This is a genomic window from Aeromicrobium sp. P2_G6 (genome assembly GCF_056403535.1).
On sequence record NZ_JBFUFH010000004.1, the window covers coordinates 407563 to 423731 of the forward strand.

Below are 16169 nucleotides of genomic sequence, written 5' to 3' on the forward strand. Positions count from 1 at the left end.
ACGTCTGTTCGATCTCACGTCACGACACGCCGGACAGAAGACCTACTTGCAGCAGTCCTCCGGGACCGTCGGCGGCAGCCCTTCGACCGTGCTCTCCCGCACGATCAGCTCGATCGGCAGGATCTCGGCCTCGACCGTCGCATCCGACGCGTCGATGTGCCGCAGCAGCATCTCGGCCATGCCTCGGCCCAGCTCGACCAGTGGCTGGCGCACGGTCGACAACGGCGGCTCGGTCGTCTCCGAAGCCTTGGTCCCGTCGAACCCGATGACGCCCACGTCGCGTGGCACGCTCCGGCCCTGGGCCCGCAACGCCCGCATCGCGCCCATCGCCATCAGGTCGCTGGCCGCGAACACCCCGTCGATGTCGGGCCTCCGCGAGAGCAGCTCCTCCATGCCGGTTCGGCCGCTGACCTCGCTGAAGCTGCCCTCGACGACGAGCTCCTCGTCGTACGGCAGCCCGGCGTCCGCCAGTGCGGCGGCATAGCCTTCGAGCCTGTCGCGGCCGGAGGCCATGGCGCGCGGACCCGAGATCGTCGCGATCGTACGTCGACCGGTCTCGACCAGGTGCGCCACGGCCTGGCGCGCACCGTCGATGTTGTCGACGTCGACGAACGAGCCGGACCAGTGCGCCGACCTGCCGCCCAGCACGACGGGCAGTCGTCTCGCGTCAAGATCGACCGGGAACGCCTCGTCGTCATGCAGTGACAGCAGCAGCACACCGTCGACGTGCTGGCGCGTGAGGTAGCTGCCCAGCCGATGTGCCTGGTCGTTGGTGTGCACCAGCGACAGCACGAGCTGCCGCGAGGCCTCGTTGAGCGCCGCCGAGATCCCCCTGACCACGCCGGCGAAGAACGGCTCGCCGAAGATCCGTTCCTCGGACTCCGCGATGACCAGCGCGACCGTTCCGGTACGTCGGGTGACCAACGTCCTGGCCGCCTGGTTGGGGACATAGCCGAGCTCCTCGACGGCCTTCATGACCATCTCGCGGGTGCGGTCGCTGACCTGGGGCGATCCGTTGATGACGCGCGAAGCCGTGCCCCGGCCGACACCGGCCCGGGCGGCAACCTGGTCGAGCGTCGGCTGCCCACCACCGCTTTGCGCGTTCATGAGCCCATTGTCGCGGCTCGATGGCGTTTGATCAGGTCGGCGTACCAATGCGCGCTGTCCTTGGGTGTACGTTTCTGCGTCTCGTAGTCGACGTGCACGATGCCGAACCGCTTGGCGTATCCCTCGGACCACTCATAGTTGTCGAGGAGCGACCACGCGAAGTAGCCGCGGATGTCGACGCCCTGGGCTCGCAGCGTGGCCAACGACGCCAGGTGCGTCTCGAGGAACTCGATGCGGTTGGCATCGTGCACCACGCCGTCGACCGCGACGTCGTCGAACGCCGCGCCGTTCTCGGTCAGATAGATCGGCGTGGCGGGATAGTCCCGCTGGACCTGGCTCAGGATGTCGACGAGGCCCTGCGGGTCGATGTCCCACCCCGTCGCGGTCGTCTCCAGCCCGTTGTTCAGGTGGAACCGCACGTCCGCGCTCCCCGGCCACAGGCCCGCCCCGACGACATGGCGGGTGTAGTAGTTGACGCCGAGGAAGTCGAGTGGCTGCGCGATGACATCGGTGTCGCCGTCGAGGATGAATGCCGCGTCGGTGATCGCCGACATGTCGTGCAGCACGTCCTTGGGATAGCTGCCCTTGAGCAGCGGATCGAGGAACCAGCGGTTCATCAGCCCGTCGATGCGCCGGACTGCGTCGTCGTGGCGGCCGGAGTCGTCGAGCGGGGTGACCGGGTAGAGGTTGACCGTGACGCCGACCTCCGCGTCCGGCACGATCTCACGCAGGCGCTGCACGGCGAGGCCGTGCCCCAGCATCAGGTGGTGCGATGCCGCGACCGCATCGGCCGGGTCCGTACGACCTGGGGCATGGATGCCGCTCGCATAGCCGAGGAACGCCGCGCACCACGGCTCGTTCAGGGTGATCCAGTGCTTGACCCGGTCGCCCAGCGCTTCGGCGATGATCGCGGTGTAGTCGGCGAACCGCTCAGCGGTTTCGCGCACGGGCCAGCCGCCGGCCTGCTCGAGCGCCTCCGGCAGATCCCAGTGGTAGAGCGTCGTCCACGGGGTGATGCCCTTCTCGAGCAGCCCGTCGACGAGACGGTCGTAGAACGCGATGCCGGGTGCGTTGCCGGCGCCGATCCCGTCCGGTTGGACCCGTGGCCACGCCACCGAGAACCGGTACGCATTGAGGCCCAGGTCCGACATCAGGTCGACGTCCTCGCGCCAGCGGTGATAGTGATCGACCGCCACCGCTCCGGTGTCACCCTGGTCGACCCGGCCAGGGGTCGCCGCGAACGTGTCCCAGATGGAGGGCGTACGCCCGTCCTCCTCGACGGCGCCCTCGATCTGATACGACGAGGTCGCCGCGCCCCAGCAGAAGTCCGCGGGGAATGCCGAGATGTCGAGAGTCATGCCTTGAGTCCACCTTCCATGATGCCGCCGATGATCTGGCGACCGAACACGATGAAGACCACGACCAGCGGCAGGGTGCCGATGAACGTGCCGGCCATGATGAGCGACTGGTCGGAGTAGTAGCCGCTGGACAGCCGGGACAGCGCCACCTGCACGGTGGGGTGCTCGGCGTCGAGCGTGAGGAACGGCCACAGGAAGTCGTTCCAGCGCTCCATGAACGTCAGGAGGCCGAGCACGGCCGCGGCCGGTCGAAGTGCAGGGAACACGATGCTGAAGAAGATCCGGAACGTCGACGCGCCGTCGACGCGGGCAGCCTCGATCATCTCGTCGGGGATCGCCTGCTCGGCGAACTGCCGCATCATGAAGACCCCGAAGCCGGCCACGACGAACGGCAGGGTCACCGACTCGAGACCACCGTTGAGGCCCAGCTTGGTCATCAGCATGTAGAGCGGGATGAGGCCCAGCTGCACCGGGACCATCATCGTGCCGATCACGAACAGCAGCATCGCGTTGCGGCCGCGGAACTTGAGCTTGGCGAACGCGAAGCCGGCCAGCGACGACGTCAGGACGACACACACCGTTGCAACCGTGGCGACGATCAGGCTGTTGAGGAGGGCCTGGCCGAACAGCACGTCCTCGTTGCCGAAGACCCGGTCGACGTTGGAGGCCAGGTTGCCGCCGAGCCAGAACGGCGGCGGCAACGACACGATCTCATCGTTCGCCCGCGAGGCCATGACGAGCATGAAGTAGAGCGGACCGGCGGAGAAGATCAACGTCGCGATCAGGCCGACATAGAGCAGTGGGTTCTTGGTCTTCATGTCAGTCCACCGACTTGATCCGGCGCAGCAGCGCCACGTTGATCACCGCGAATACCGCGATGATGAGGAACAGGACCCACGCGACCGTGGAGGCGTACCCGAAGCGCTGTCCCGTGAAGGCCTGCTGCACGAGGTACATCGCCACGGTCTGGAACTGACCGGTCGTGCCACCCGAGATCGCGTTGACACCCGATCCGAACAGCAGCGGCTCCGTGAAGAGCTGGATGCCGCCGATCGTGGCGACGATCGAGACGAAGATGATGGTCGGCCGCAGCATCGGCACCGTGATGGACCAGAACTGACGCCACTCGGAGGCGCCGTCGATGCGGGCCGCCTCGTAGAGCTCCTTGGGCACCGACTGCAGCGAGGCGAGCAGGATCAGCGCGTTGTACCCGGTCCAGCGCCAGTCGACCATGACCGAGATGGCGAGCCAGGACGACCACCGGTGGCCCTGCCAGTCGACCGGGCTGAGGCCGATGCCGTCGAGCGCCCAGTTCACGACGCCGTAGTCGCGGGCGAAGATCAGGCTGAAGATGATCCCGACCGCGGCGACTGAGGTCACGTTGGGCAGCAGCACACCCATGCGCCAGAACGTGCGGGCGCGTAGCCGGGCGTTGAGGACCTGGGCGAGCACCGTGGCGATGATCAGCTGCGGGATCGTGGCCAGCAGGAAGATGCCGACGGTGTTGGTCAGTGCCCGCCAGAAATCGGCGTCGTGCATCAGCTCGCGGTAGTTGGCCCAGCCGACGTAGCCCTGGTCACCGGCGAGCAGGCTCCAGTCGTGCAGGGAGACCCACGCGGTGTAGATCAACGGGAAGAGCCCGAAGATCGCGAAGATGATGAAGAAGGGAGAAACGAAGGCGTACGGGGCGACGCGGGCCTCGGTCTTGGCGAACCGATCGCGAATCCTCAAGTGAGCTCTCCTGGTGGGTCCGGTGCCTGCGCCCGCTGGAGGACAGGCGCAGGCACCGGAGACATGGGTCGTACGGGTTGGTCGTGCTCGGCCGGCGCCACACCCGCGGGCGGGGCGCCGGCCGGAGCCTACTTGGCGGCCTTCTCAGAGGCCTTGATGGCAGCGGACCAACCGTCCGACTCGGAACGCTCGCCGCTCTCGACGCTGCGGAGCACGTTCTCGAACGCGTCACGGACGGGCACGTTCTTGGCGCCGAGGTAGACCGGCTTCAGGTTCTTCGCACCGGCCACGAACAGCTGGCCGATCGGCGCATCGTTGAAGTACGGGTTCTTGGCGTCCTTGAGCTGCGGCGTGTCGTAGAGCGCCGGCAGCGACGGCAGTCGGCCCTCGCTCTCGAAGGCGCCCATCTGACCCTCTTCGCTCGACAGGAACTTGATCAGCTCGATGGCCACGTCCTGGTGCTTGCTGGACTTGGGCACTGCGAGCCACGAACCGCCCCAGTTGCCGCCACCACCGGGCACAGTGGCGATGTCCCACTTGCCGGTGAACGTGTCGCCGGCCTGACCCTTGATGTAGCCGGTCATCCAGGCCGGGCAGGCGATGGTCGCGAACGAGCCGTTCTTGAAGCCCGCGTTCCACTCGTCGGAGAATGCCTGGAGCTTGGCGGTGAGCTTCGCGTCGATCATCTTGTTGGCGAGGTCCCACGCGTTCTTGACAGCGGGGTTGGAGTCGACGACCAGATTGTTGTCACGGTCGAAGTACGTCTCGTCGCCACCCTGCATCAGGATCGAGTTGTAGACGTTGGTGGCGGCGTCGATGAAGTGGACCTTGTCGTCCTTGATGCCGTCGTTGAACTTCTCGCCCGTCGCGATGAAGTCGTCCCACGTCGGCCAGAGCTTGCCGACCTCTTCGCGGTCGCTCGGCAGGCCGGCCTTCTCGAACAGGTCGCGTCGGTAGCACATCGCGAGTCCGCCGACGTCCGTGCCGAGACCGATCGTGGTCTTGCCATCGGCGCTGGTCGCCGCGTTGGCGACGTAGGGCAGGTAGGCGTCCTTGAGCTTGTCGTAGCCGTGGTCCTGGAGGTTGACGAACTTGTCGGCGATCTGCAAGAAGTTGACCGTCTGGCCCTCTTCGATCGCCACGACGTCGCCGGCTGATGCGTTGGCCGCGATCTGCTGGCTGAGCTTGGTGTTGTACTTGCCGAGGTCACCTTCGGCGGTCTCCACGATCTTGACGCCCGGGTGGTCGGCCTCGAACTTCTTGTAGAGGTCCTTGTAGCCGAACTGACCGAACAGGTTGACCCGCAGGGTCACGTTCTCGTCGCCCGAGCCCTTGTCGTCGGATCCTCCGCAGCCGGCGGCGAGCACTCCCACCACGAGGGCTGAGGCCGCGGCGGCGGCGATGCGCTGTGTGCGATTCACGTCGTACCTTCCTCCGGCTCCCTCGATGGGAGCGCTTCCATGGGAGTATGAGGTAGGTCACAGGCCGAAGTCAATGGATTTTGGGAGCGTTCCCAAATTTGTTGTCCGAATTCACATATTGAAACGTGTGAACCGCGTGTTCAGCGCTCCGACGCAGGGAGCTGCAGGTTGGCGTGGACGGCGCGCCAGACGGTCTTGGGGCCCTCCCCCGCCTCCAGGGCCTCGATCGCGGTGCGCCCGTCGAGCTCGCGCATGACGTGGCTCTCGGCCCACACCTTGGCATAGCCGTGTCCGAACTGCTGCTCCATGCGGAGCCAGAACTCGCTGTGCTTCAAGGTCAGGCGGCCGAGGCCGAGACGTCACCGAGGGAATCGGTGGAGGCAATCGACGAGATGCTCGCGATCTGCGCCTCGGCAGCTTCCTCGACCTCGAGCAGCGAGCTGACGTCGAGCAGCACCTTGGAGAGCGGCACCTCGAGGGCAGCGGCGAGGGCCGCGAGCAGCTCGGAGCTGGCTTCCTTCTGGCCGCGCTCGACCTCGGAAATGTAGCCGAGGCTGACCCGGGCCTTGCCCGAGACGTCGCGCAGTGTGAGTCCCTGGGACATGCGCCGCGCGCGGAGCACCTCACCGACGAGCTGACGCATCGCGGTCATCGGGACCCTCCGTCCTGGCATGCCATATGGGGTTCAACCCCGATCGGATCGGGATTCTTCCCCCAGCCTAGCGACCAGCCATGACAACAGCGCATCGACCGTCTGACTTCGAATCGTGTCGCGGTCTCCGGCGAGCTCGAGCCGGGTCGTCCAGGTCTCGTCCGGTCCGGCCACCGCGATGTGCACGGTGCCCGCGGGCTGGCCCTCAGCCGGCCCGGGTCCGGCAACCCCGGTGGTCGACAGGCCGTATGTCGCGCCGAGGCGATCGCGGGCTCCGACGGCCATACTGAGCGCCACCTCAGGCGTCACGGTCCCCTGCTCGGCGATGAGGTCCGCGTCGACGCCGAGGAGCTCGGTCTTGAGCTCCGGCGCGTACGCCACGACGCCGCCCCGCACGACGTCCGAGGCGCCACTCACGCTGACCAGGGTCGCGCACAGCAGCCCGCCGGTGAGCGACTCGGCCGTGGCCACCGTTGCGTTGGCTGCCCTCAGGGCGTCGACGACGTCGGCAGCCAGCGTCACTGGCCTGCCGCGGCCTTGGACTCGCGCCGCATCAACCGCGCGTCGCGGACGTACTGCACCCCGGTGCTGAGCGTGATCGCGAGCGCTGCGGCCATGACGATGTTGGTCACCCAGATCATGATGTCGCTCGGGGTGTCCTTCCAGTCGCTCGGCGCGTTGTTCCACAGGTCGAACGGCAACAGGTATCCCCCGATCGCCACGGCCTGCAGCACCGTCTTGATCTTGCCGCCCTGGCCGGCCGGCATGACGCCGTGCTTCTTGACGACGAAGCGCATCAGCGTGATGCCCCACTCGCGGACCAGGATGATGATCGCGACGGGCCAGAAGATCGGGTGGATGATCGCGATGCCGACGAACGCCATACCGGTCAATGCCTTGTCGGCGATCGGGTCCGCGAGCTTGCCGAAGTTGGTGATGAGGTTGTGCTTGCGGGCCAGGTCGCCGTCGATCTTGTCGGTGACCATCAGCAGGCAGAACGTCACCCAGGCCGCGATCCGGTAGTCCACCGACTCGCCGCCGTCCTTCAAAAGGAGCCAGCCGAAGACCGGGACACCGAGGATGCGCAGCACCGTCAGTGCGTTAGCGATGTTCAGGTTGCTCGGCTCTTGTGCCGCTGCCATGAGTCCCTCTCGGTGGCTTGAACCAACGACTCAGTATGCGGCAGCGGAGCGTCGCCGCGCCAACTGGACCTCGGCCTCGCCCGGTGAGACGTTCGTCGCAAGGCCGAGCGGAGCGGTGTAGAACTTGGTGCCGTCCCGGCTCACGACCTTGACGCGCGGGTCGTAGCGGATGCCGATGCGCCGCTCGACCCGGATCTCGCCCATCTCGCTCCACAGCAGCCCGACCCAGCCTTCGCGGGCCTTCATGCGTACGCCGTGGTCGTCAGCGACGAACAACGGCGTGCGAGCGTCTCGCAGGCCACGCAGGTGAATCAGGCCGAGCAGACCGAGCGCGCCCGTCAGGACCCACAGGAGTGGCCTGTCGCGGTCGAACGCCAGCCATCCGTAGCCCGCGGCCAGCCCGAAGCAGGCGGCCGCCAGCAGCAGGTAGAGGCTGGTACGCCGGCGGATCTCGAACGGCTCGGGCATCGAACTAGCCGCTCTGGATGCTGGCGAGGACCTGCTCGAGGTCGTCGGCCTTGACCAGCACGTCGCGCGCCTTGGACCCCTCGCTGGGGCCGACGATGCCGCGGCTCTCGAGGATGTCCATCAGGCGACCGGCCTTGGCGAACCCGACGCGCAGCTTGCGCTGCAGCATCGAGGTCGAGCCGAACTGGGTCGTGACGCACAGCTCGATCGCCTGCAGCACGAGGTCCATGTCGTCGCCGATGTCGTCGTCGAGCTCGCGCTTGGCCGCCGCGGGCGCCGTGACGTCCTCGCGGTAGACCGGCTGGAGCTGGGTCTTGCAGTGCTCGACGATCGTGTGGATCTCGGCCTCGGTGATCCAGGCGCCCTGCATACGCATCGACTTGTTGGCGCCCATCGGCAGGAACAGGCCATCGCCCTGACCCACGAGCTTCTCGGCGCCGGGCTGGTCGAGGATGACGCGGCTGTCGGTGACCGACGAGGTCGCGAATGCCAGACGGCTCGGCACGTTGGCCTTGATCAGGCCGGTGACGACATCGACCGAGGGCCGCTGCGTGGCGAGCACGAGGTGGATGCCGGCAGCACGCGCGAGCTGGGTGATGCGGACGATCGAGTCCTCGACATCTCGCGGAGCCACCATCATGAGGTCGGCGAGCTCATCCACCACGACCAGCAGGTAGGGGTAAGGAGCCAGGATGCGCTCGCTGCCAGCGGGGAGGCGGATCTTGCCGGCCCGGACGGCCTTGTTGAAGTCGTCGATGTGGCGATAGCCGAAGTTGGCCAGGTCGTCGTAGCGCATGTCCATCTCGCGCACGACCCACTGCAGCGCCTCGGCAGCCTTCTTGGGGCTCGTGATGATCGGCGTGATGAGGTGCGGGACGCCTTCGTACGCCGTGAGCTCGACCCGCTTGGGGTCGACCATGATCATGCGGACCTCTTCAGGCGTCGAGCGCATGAGGATCGAGGCGATCATCGAGTTGACGAACGACGACTTGCCCGAGCCCGTGGCGCCTGCGACGAGCAGGTGCGGCATCTTGGCAAGGTTGGCGACGACGTAGCCGCCCTCGACGTCCTTGCCCAGCCCGATGACCATCGGGTGGTGGTCGCTGCGGGCCTTGGCCGACCGGAGGACGTCGCCGAGCGACACCATCTCCTTGTCGATGTTGGGGATCTCGACGCCGATCGCGGACTTGCCCGGGATCGGCGAGAGGATGCGGACCTCGTTGGACGCCACGGCGTACGAGATGTTCTTGGACAGCGCGGTGACCTTCTCGACCTTGACCGCGGGGCCGAGCTCGACCTCATAGCGGGTCACGGTCGGGCCACGCGTGTAGCCCGTGACGGTGGCGTCGATCTGGAACTGCTCGAGCACCTCGGTGAGGCGCTCCACGACCTCGTCGGACGCCTTGGAGCGCGCCTTGTGCGGCGATCCCTCGCGCAGCATCGTGCTGTCGGGCAGCGAATAGACGACGTCGCCGGACAACGCCAGCTGCTCGGCGCGTGCGGGGATCGGCTCGATGGGGGGACGTTCGACAGCGCTCGGCTCTTCGTCGTCCTCGTCGAACACCCGCGCGGGGATCTGACGGTCCTCGTCGGGCCCGTCGACCAGCGGATTCTCGTACGGTTCGTCGTCGGTGACGACGGCCGTGCGCGGGTGCTTGCGCTTCTTGGGCTCCGCCTCGGGGGCTTCGTCCTTGTTGCGGCCGAGGGCCTTGTCCCGCACCTCGCGCAGGCGTGAGGGCACGGCGTAGACAGGCGTGCTGGTCACGATGAGCAGGCCGAAGACGACCAGGAGGACCAGGAGGGGCGCCACGGCGTAGGAGCTCTTGAGCAGGTCCACCGGGATCGCGGAGAACAGGAAGCCGATCGCGCCGCCGGCGGCGCGCATCGCGTCCGGATCCTTGTCGCTGTAGCGCGGGACGCCGTGCGACAGGTGCACGAGGCCGAGGATGCCGCCGCAGATCGAGATCCAGCCGATGGCCTGGCGACCGGCCGGGCCGTTGAGGTCAGGATGACGCAGGGTGCGCCAGGCGATGACGATCAGCAGGAGCGGCACCGCACCGGCGAGGACGCCCACCGTGCCCGTCGTTGCAGCGCGGACCGCGCCGCCGAGCGCACCGGGGATGTCTCCCCAGACGGATGCCGCGACGATGACTGCCAGGCCCAGGATGCCGAAGCCGACGCCGTCGCGGCGTTGCTCGGGGTCGAGGTCCTTGGCGCTGTGACCGATGCTGCGGGCGATCGCACCCACCAGCCCGGCGATGCCGAGCCACATGGCCGTCGACCCGCGCAGCAGCGCGTTGAAGACAGCAGCAATCGGACCAGGTCCCGTGCGAGCCGGCGGTCGGCGGGCTGCAGGCTTGCGGGTCTGCGGCTTACGCTTCGTGGCGGGCTTCTTGCGGGCCTGGCTGCCGGACGGCCGCTTGCGCGGCGGGGAAGACGTTCGGGTCGCCATGGTCAAAGGTTAAAGCACAGGTCGAAGGTTTCGCCGGAGGCCACGCCTGAAATCCCGTGACGCGTGGGGCTACTGGTGCGCGAGGCCGGGGTCGCCAACAGGCATCCATGCGCCGCGGGATCGCGCACGGGCGAGCACGAGACTCACGATCCGGGCATCCGGGGGTCCCCCGTCGAGGAACGGCTCGGTGACGACATCGGCGCCCGCGGCGGCGATGTGGTCGTGCACGTCGCCAGGAGTCAGCAGGTAGGTCGACACCACGACCCGTTGGCCGTACGCCCGCGCGACGTCGACGGCGTCGGCGAGGGGTGTGTCGGGGCCCCCGAGCGTCCCGACATGAACCCGCCCGCCCCACACCGCGCTGAGCAGCCGCGCAGCCTTGCCGATGTCGGCGACGGCACGATCGTCTGTCGCCACGTCGGCGGCGAGCACGATCGTGTCGTGGGAGCGCGCTCCGGCCTCGAACAGCCGCCGCACACCGATCTCCGCAAGCACCCAGTCCGGCCCGAGCGGCGGCGTCACCGTGACGGCGGGGTCGAGGTGCGACGCCTGCACGATGTCGACGCTGACCGGCTTGTCGTACGACAGCATGAGCGGCACGAGCGCCCGAGGCCCGGAGGTCTCCGCCACGACCTCCGCGATGGTCGGCTCCTGCACGTCGACGAATGCGTCGACCACATCGAGGTCCTGCGCCTCACGCCGCACCGCGTTGACCAGGCCGGCCAGTGCGCTGCGGCCGCGCGAGCTCTCTGCTCCGTGAGCGCACACGATCAAAGTGCGGTTCACGGGCGTCGCCCTTGGGTCCGACCGACCGGGAAGCCCGAAATGTTCACGGTCGGGGGCGAGGTGAGTCGGTACGCCTCCGCCGTTGCGTGAACGGCGGAGGCTCCCGAATCTGCGGCCTGGGGACTTCTTCGGGGCGATCTCGAGGTGTCAGCGCGTCTCATGCTTCACCTCTCGATCGTCGACGAGGGTTTCCCCACCAGCACCTTCAGTCTCGGCCGGGCCTGTTTCACAACGGTTAACTCAGGTGCGGGTTTTGGTTACATCTGGTCTCACATGTGGCTTGAGGATGCCGAGGCCCAGTCGAGCGCTCCGGCAGCCTCGGCGAAGCGGTCGAGGACGAGCGAGACCATGTCGGGACCGACGTCGAGGCCATCGAGCACCGGCCGCGTCACGACGTCAGCGCCGGACCCGAGCAGCCGGTCGTAGAAGAAGCCGGGTGCCATGAGATAGCTCGCCACCACGACCCGACGGCCGGAGCGGGAGACGTCGCGCACGATCTCGTCGATCGGCGTACCGGTGCCGCCGACGTATCCCACCGGCACAGGCGAGCCCCACGCCGCGCCGAGCATGCGGGCAGCGGCGTCGACGCTCCGCCGGGCGCGCACGTCGGTCGACCCGGCCGCGCCCAGCACGATCACGTCGTCGGTCGTCGCACCGGCGTCGGCGAGCCGGCCGAGCAGGACTCCGGTCAGCCGGGCATCCGGACCGAGCGTCCTCGATGCGACGGCCGACGGGCGGTCAACGGCTTGCTCGATGTCCACGTGGACGTGGAATCCAGGTGCGAGCAGCAAGGGCACGACCACCGCCAGCCCTTCGACGCTGTCGACGACTCGCGCGACAGGCGGCTCCTGGACGTCCACGAATGCCTCGCGCACGTCCAGATGGGGCGACGCCTCACGGACCGCCTCGACGAGCGCCGTGATCGAGCTGCGCGCAGCCGCGACGTCGGTGCCGTGGCTGGTGGCGATGAGCGTGATCGTCATGCCGTCGTGTCCGCAACGGCGAGCCGGTATCCGCGTTTGACGACGGTTTGCACGATGGGCTGGCCGATGGCCTCACGCAGCCGGGCGACGGCGACCTCAGCGGAGTGTGGGTCGCCGGAGTCGCCGGGCAGCACCGTGAGCAGCTCCTCGCGCGAGCGGACGGATCCCGGCTCGCTCACGAGGGCACGCAGGATCGCCAGTCCACTCGGGGAGACCGGCAGGACCTCGTGGTCGAGGGTGGCCGCTGTCGCGCGTACGCGCAGGTGTCCGGCCGGGGTCGTGACGCTGTCGGAGGCATCGCCGAGGTACATCACGAGCGACCGTACGAGAGCCCCCAGCCTCGCCCGGTCGGGCAGCAAGGGATCGAAGCCAGCTGCACGCAAGGGGTCAGCGGTGACCGGACCGACGGCGGCGAGGACCAGCCGACGGTCCTTCTCGAGGCGGCGGAGGTCGTCGTCGACCCCTGCCTCGTCGACCGCCGCCAACCACGCAGCGGCGCCAGGAGCAGAGGTGAAGACCACGGCGTCGTACAGCCCGGCCGCGGCATCGCGCACCGACCGTTCGACGGCGGAGGCATCCGGTGGTGCGCCCCAGCGGTAGACGACCAGGCCGAACGGCCGACCGCCCGCTGCGCGGAGCCGCTTCTCGAGGCCGTCGTCGCCGGCCCCGTGGTGCTGCACCGCGATCGACATCCCCTTGACGCCTTCGGTGGCAAGGAACTCAGCGATCTCGGCGGACGTCTCGGACTCGGCAACCCAGTCGGGCACGAGTCCTGCGGCCTGCAGCGCGCCGCGCGCCTTGGGCCCGCGGGCAATCAGGCGTACGTTCTGGAGCGCCTCGACGAGCTCGTCGCCCATGCCGGCTGCTTCTGCGGTGTCGAGCCAACCGCGGAAGCCGATGCCGGTGGTCACGACGACGATGTCCGTGCCGGTCGCGATCATCTGCCGGGTCTGGGCCAGCAAGGTGTCCTCGTCGATGTGGGACTCGACTCCCAGCGATGCGGCGATCGTGACGTCAGCGCCACGACGGCCGAGCGCCAGGGATAGGTCAGCGGCCCGGCGTTGAGCGGTCACCAGGATCTGGGTACCGGCCAACACCGGCCCGAGGGCGGTCACGCTGCGCCGCTCCGAGCTTCGATGAGGACCTCGACCCAGCCGTCAGTGACCCGGGTGGGCCAGACTGCGAGCGAGACCTCGGGATCGTCGAGGCACTGCCCCGTCACGAGGTCGAACGACTGCTTGTGCATCGGCGAAGCGACGGTCGGCGTGCCCTTGCGGCTGCCGACGAGGCCGCGCGCCATGACGTTGGCCTGGCTGAACGGGTCGAGGTGGTCGACCGCGTGGACCTCGCCTGTGTCACTGAGCCGGAACAGCGCCACCTGATGACCGCCGATCAGCGCCGCAGCACCACGATCGGGGACCAGCGCATCGAGCTCACACACTCGCTCCCACACCTCGGTCATACGGTCACCACCTCGTCCTTGTCACGTACGGGAATGCTGGCGCCGGCGATCAGCACGGCACGCTCCTCGTCGTCGGCAGGTCGACGCTGACCTCGTTCCTCGACATATACAAGATCCGGGTCGGGTGTTTCAGGCGCGTTAACGAATGATGCAAACCGAAGAAGTTTCTGCTCGTCGGCCAGAGTTGCCGCCCATTCGTCCTCGTACGTGTCGACATGTGCAGCCATCGCGGCGTCCAGGTCGTCGACGATGCCGAGGCTGTCGTCGAACACCACCGCGCGTACGGCGTCGATGCCGCCCTCGATCGACTCGAGCCACGGCGCAGTGCGCTGCAGCCGGTCAGCGGTGCGGATGTAGTACATCAGGAAGCGGTCGATCGCCTGCACCAGCTCCTCAGTGGTGAGGTCTTCCGCGAACAGCTGCGCGTGACGGGGCGTGAACCCGCCGTTGCCTCCGACATACAGGTTCCAGCCCTTGTCCGTCGCGATGATGCCGACATCCTTGCCGCGGGCCTCGGCGCACTCCCGGGCGCAACCCGACACCGCGAGCTTGAGCTTGTGTGGCGAACGCAAGCCGCGGTAGCGCAGCTCGAGGTCGATCGCGAGCGTCGTCGAGTCCTGAACGCCATAGCGGCACCAGGACTGGCCGACGCACGACTTCACGGTGCGCAGCGACTTGCCGTATGCGTGCCCGGACTCGAACCCTGCGTCGACGAGCCGCTTCCAGATCTCGGGGAGCTGCTCGATGCGGGCACCGAATAGGTCGATGCGCTGGCCGCCGGTGATCTTGGTGTAGAGCCCGAAGTCGGCGGCGACCTGCCCGATCGCGATGAGTCCGGCCGGCGTCACCTCTCCCCCGGGTATGCGCGGGACGACGGAGTAGGTGCCGTCCTTCTGCAGGTTGGCCATGACGTGGTCGTTGGTGTCCTGCAGCGTCGCGTTCTCGCCGTCGAGCACATGACCCTTGCCGAGCGACGCCAGGATCGAGGCGACCACCGGGCGGCAGATGTCGCAGCCGCGGCCGGTGCCGTGCTTGTCGATCAGCTCGCTGAACGTCGAGATCTCGCTGACCCGCACGATGTCGAACAGCTGCGCACGAGTCACCGAGAAGTGCTCGCACAGCGCGGTGCTGACCTCGAGGCCCTCCTCGGCCATCTGGGTCTCCATGAGCTTCTTGACCAGGGAGACGCAGGAGCCGCAGCTCGTGCCGGCCTTGGTGCAGGCCTTGACGGCCCCGATGTCGGTGCACTGGTGGTCCGTCACAGCGCCGCGGATCGTGCCCGCGGTGACGTTGTTGCACGAGCAGACGTTGGCGTCGTCGGGCAGGGAGCTGCCGCTCGGCGGCTCCATCCCTTCCGGGAGCAGCCAGGCGGTCGGGTCGCTGCCGAGCGCCCGGCCGACCATGGGCCGCAGGTTCGTGTATGCGCTGGCGTCGCCGACGAGCATGCCGCCGAGCAGGGTTTGGGCGTCGTCGCTCATGACGAGCTTCTTGTAGACACCGGCGGTCGGGTCGGCGTAGACGACCTCGAGCGAGCCGTTGGTCGCCGCGAAGGCATCGCCGAAGCTGGCGACGTCGACGCCGAGCAACTTGAGCTTGGTGGAGAGGTCGGCCCCCTCGAACGTCGCGTCGCCGCCGAGCAGGCGGTCCGCCACGACCTCGGCCATCGAGTAGCCGGGGCCCACGAGGCCCCACACGCGCCCGGCGATGTGCGCAACCTCGCCGATCGCGAAGATCGAGTCGTCGCTGGTCGTGCACGCCTCGTCGGCGATGACTCCCCCGCGCTCGCCGAGCTCGAGGCCGGCCTCACGCGCGAGCTCGTCCCGCGGGCGTACACCGGTCGCGAAGACCACGACGTCGGCCGGGATCTTCTCGCCGTCGGCGAACTGCATCCGGGCGATCTTGCCGTCGCGGCCGGCTCGCAGCTTGGAGGTCGCGGTGGACGTACGTACCGAGACGCCGAGCTGCTCGATGATGCGCCGCAGAGCGCCACCACCGGCTTGGTCGACCTGCAGCGGCATGAGCCAGTCGGCGAACTCGACGACCGTCGTGTCTGCACCGAGGGCGGTCAGCGCTCCCGCGGCTTCCAGGCCGAGCAGGCCACCGCCCACGACAGCGCCCTTGACCTTGCGGCCGAGTGCAGCCTCGCGATCGAGCACCCAGGCGCGAAGCTCGGCGACGTCGTCGACCGTGCGGTAGACGAAGCATCCCGGCAGGTCCGAGCCCTCGACCGGCGGCACCGTCGCGTAGGAGCCGGTGGCCAGCACGAGACGGTCGTAGTCGAACGTGGTGTTCCGGGCGTGGATCTGCTTGGCCTCGCGGTCGATGTGGCTCACGATCGAGCCGCGATAGAGGCGTACGCCCGGGCGCTTCCAGAGCTCGCCGTCGCCGAGGAGCAGGTCCTCGGGATCACGGTCCGAGAAGAACGACGTGAGCGCCACGCGGTCGTAGGGCGGGCGGGTCTCATCGCCGAAGACCTCGATGTCCCAGGCTTCGTCAGCGCCCCGCTCGACCATCGCCTCGACGAGGCGGTGGGCGACCATTCCGGCGCCGACAACGGCAAGCTTCTTCTTCTGGTTCATCATGCCTTCCACGGTAGGAATTCCAGAT

The 16169-nt window shown here is 68.1% G+C and carries 16 protein-coding genes; all 16 read right to left on the bottom strand.

Annotated features, from left to right (window positions below; translation table 11 throughout):
* Positions 1 to 42: 42 nt before the first annotated feature.
* Entirely contained in the window at positions 43 to 1107 is a 1065-nt protein-coding gene (locus tag AC1DVU_RS15470; RefSeq protein WP_476923340.1) for a LacI family DNA-binding transcriptional regulator, read from the bottom strand.
* A complete protein-coding gene (locus AC1DVU_RS15475; RefSeq protein WP_476923341.1) occupies positions 1104 to 2465 on the bottom strand; it encodes a GH1 family beta-glucosidase in 1362 nt (453 codons plus the stop codon). Before AC1DVU_RS15475 ends, AC1DVU_RS15470 begins: the two co-directional genes overlap by 4 nt.
* Complete coding sequence (locus AC1DVU_RS15480) at positions 2462 to 3283, bottom strand: carbohydrate ABC transporter permease (RefSeq protein WP_476923342.1); 822 nt, start codon at positions 3281 to 3283, stop codon at positions 2462 to 2464. Before AC1DVU_RS15480 ends, AC1DVU_RS15475 begins: the two co-directional genes overlap by 4 nt.
* A gap of 1 nt (position 3284) precedes the next feature.
* Positions 3285 to 4196 carry a carbohydrate ABC transporter permease gene (locus AC1DVU_RS15485; protein WP_476923343.1) on the bottom strand — a complete coding sequence of 304 codons (912 nt, stop codon included), beginning with the start codon at positions 4194 to 4196 and terminating at the stop codon, positions 3285 to 3287.
* Between the two features lie 128 nt (positions 4197 to 4324).
* Positions 4325 to 5617: an ABC transporter substrate-binding protein gene (locus AC1DVU_RS15490; RefSeq protein WP_476923344.1), complete on the bottom strand. Its 1293-nt coding sequence runs from the start codon at positions 5615 to 5617 to the stop codon at positions 4325 to 4327.
* A 140-nt stretch (positions 5618 to 5757) separates the two neighbouring features.
* On the bottom strand, positions 5758 to 5952 hold the full coding sequence (locus AC1DVU_RS15495; RefSeq protein WP_476923345.1) for a DUF3046 domain-containing protein: 195 nt from the start codon (positions 5950 to 5952) through the stop codon (positions 5758 to 5760).
* Positions 5953 to 5954: 2 nt separating this feature from the next.
* The gene (locus tag AC1DVU_RS15500; RefSeq protein WP_149689563.1) at positions 5955 to 6269 is read right to left on the bottom strand and encodes a helix-turn-helix domain-containing protein; all 315 of its coding nucleotides are present in this window, start codon (positions 6267 to 6269) and stop codon (positions 5955 to 5957) included.
* A 33-nt stretch (positions 6270 to 6302) separates the two neighbouring features.
* Complete coding sequence (locus tag AC1DVU_RS15505; RefSeq protein WP_476923346.1) at positions 6303 to 6791, bottom strand: CinA family protein; 489 nt, start codon at positions 6789 to 6791, stop codon at positions 6303 to 6305.
* Positions 6788 to 7411 (bottom strand): CDP-diacylglycerol--glycerol-3-phosphate 3-phosphatidyltransferase, encoded by a 624-nt coding sequence (gene pgsA, locus AC1DVU_RS15510; RefSeq protein ID WP_476923347.1) that lies wholly within the window; start codon positions 7409 to 7411, stop codon positions 6788 to 6790. The genes AC1DVU_RS15505 and pgsA overlap by 4 nt, the downstream gene beginning before the upstream one ends.
* Positions 7412 to 7441: 30 nt before the next feature.
* Complete coding sequence (locus tag AC1DVU_RS15515; protein ID WP_476923348.1) at positions 7442 to 7879, bottom strand: hypothetical protein; 438 nt, start codon at positions 7877 to 7879, stop codon at positions 7442 to 7444.
* Between the two features lie 4 nt (positions 7880 to 7883).
* On the bottom strand, positions 7884 to 10331 hold the full coding sequence (locus AC1DVU_RS15520; RefSeq protein ID WP_476923349.1) for a DNA translocase FtsK: 2448 nt from the start codon (positions 10329 to 10331) through the stop codon (positions 7884 to 7886).
* A gap of 69 nt (positions 10332 to 10400) precedes the next feature.
* On the bottom strand, positions 10401 to 11117 hold the full coding sequence (locus AC1DVU_RS15525; RefSeq protein ID WP_476923350.1) for a sirohydrochlorin chelatase: 717 nt from the start codon (positions 11115 to 11117) through the stop codon (positions 10401 to 10403).
* A gap of 269 nt (positions 11118 to 11386) precedes the next feature.
* Positions 11387 to 12100 (bottom strand): sirohydrochlorin chelatase, encoded by a 714-nt coding sequence (locus AC1DVU_RS15530; protein WP_476923351.1) that lies wholly within the window; start codon positions 12098 to 12100, stop codon positions 11387 to 11389.
* On the bottom strand, positions 12097 to 13215 hold the full coding sequence (locus tag AC1DVU_RS15535; RefSeq protein WP_476923352.1) for a uroporphyrinogen-III synthase: 1119 nt from the start codon (positions 13213 to 13215) through the stop codon (positions 12097 to 12099). The genes AC1DVU_RS15530 and AC1DVU_RS15535 overlap by 4 nt, the downstream gene beginning before the upstream one ends.
* Positions 13212 to 13562 carry a nitrite reductase small subunit NirD gene (nirD, locus tag AC1DVU_RS15540; RefSeq protein WP_476923353.1) on the bottom strand — a complete coding sequence of 117 codons (351 nt, stop codon included), beginning with the start codon at positions 13560 to 13562 and terminating at the stop codon, positions 13212 to 13214. The genes AC1DVU_RS15535 and nirD overlap by 4 nt, the downstream gene beginning before the upstream one ends.
* The gene (nirB, locus tag AC1DVU_RS15545) at positions 13559 to 16144 is read right to left on the bottom strand and encodes a nitrite reductase large subunit NirB (protein ID WP_476923354.1); all 2586 of its coding nucleotides are present in this window, start codon (positions 16142 to 16144) and stop codon (positions 13559 to 13561) included. The genes nirD and nirB overlap by 4 nt, the downstream gene beginning before the upstream one ends.
* Positions 16145 to 16169: the final 25 nt, after the last annotated feature.

Bases quoted from the DNA above. Each gene is read 5' to 3' on its own strand.
- nirD (WP_476923353.1), bottom strand. From the start codon at position 13,562: ATGACCGAGGTGTGGGAGCGAGTGTGTGAGCTCGATGCGCTGGTCCCC.
- AC1DVU_RS15520 (WP_476923349.1), bottom strand. From the start codon at position 10,331: ATGGCGACCCGAACGTCTTCCCCGCCGCGCAAGCGGCCGTCCGGCAGC.
- nirB (WP_476923354.1), bottom strand. From the start codon at position 16,144: ATGATGAACCAGAAGAAGAAGCTTGCCGTTGTCGGCGCCGGAATGGTC.
- pgsA (WP_476923347.1), bottom strand. From the start codon at position 7,411: ATGGCAGCGGCACAAGAGCCGAGCAACCTGAACATCGCTAACGCACTG.
- AC1DVU_RS15470 (WP_476923340.1), bottom strand. From the start codon at position 1,107: ATGAACGCGCAAAGCGGTGGTGGGCAGCCGACGCTCGACCAGGTTGCC.
- AC1DVU_RS15480 (WP_476923342.1), bottom strand. From the start codon at position 3,283: ATGAAGACCAAGAACCCACTGCTCTATGTCGGCCTGATCGCGACGTTG.
- AC1DVU_RS15530 (WP_476923351.1), bottom strand. From the start codon at position 12,100: ATGACGATCACGCTCATCGCCACCAGCCACGGCACCGACGTCGCGGCT.
- AC1DVU_RS15500 (WP_149689563.1), bottom strand. From the start codon at position 6,269: ATGACCGCGATGCGTCAGCTCGTCGGTGAGGTGCTCCGCGCGCGGCGC.
- AC1DVU_RS15515 (WP_476923348.1), bottom strand. From the start codon at position 7,879: ATGCCCGAGCCGTTCGAGATCCGCCGGCGTACCAGCCTCTACCTGCTG.
- AC1DVU_RS15475 (WP_476923341.1), bottom strand. From the start codon at position 2,465: ATGACTCTCGACATCTCGGCATTCCCCGCGGACTTCTGCTGGGGCGCG.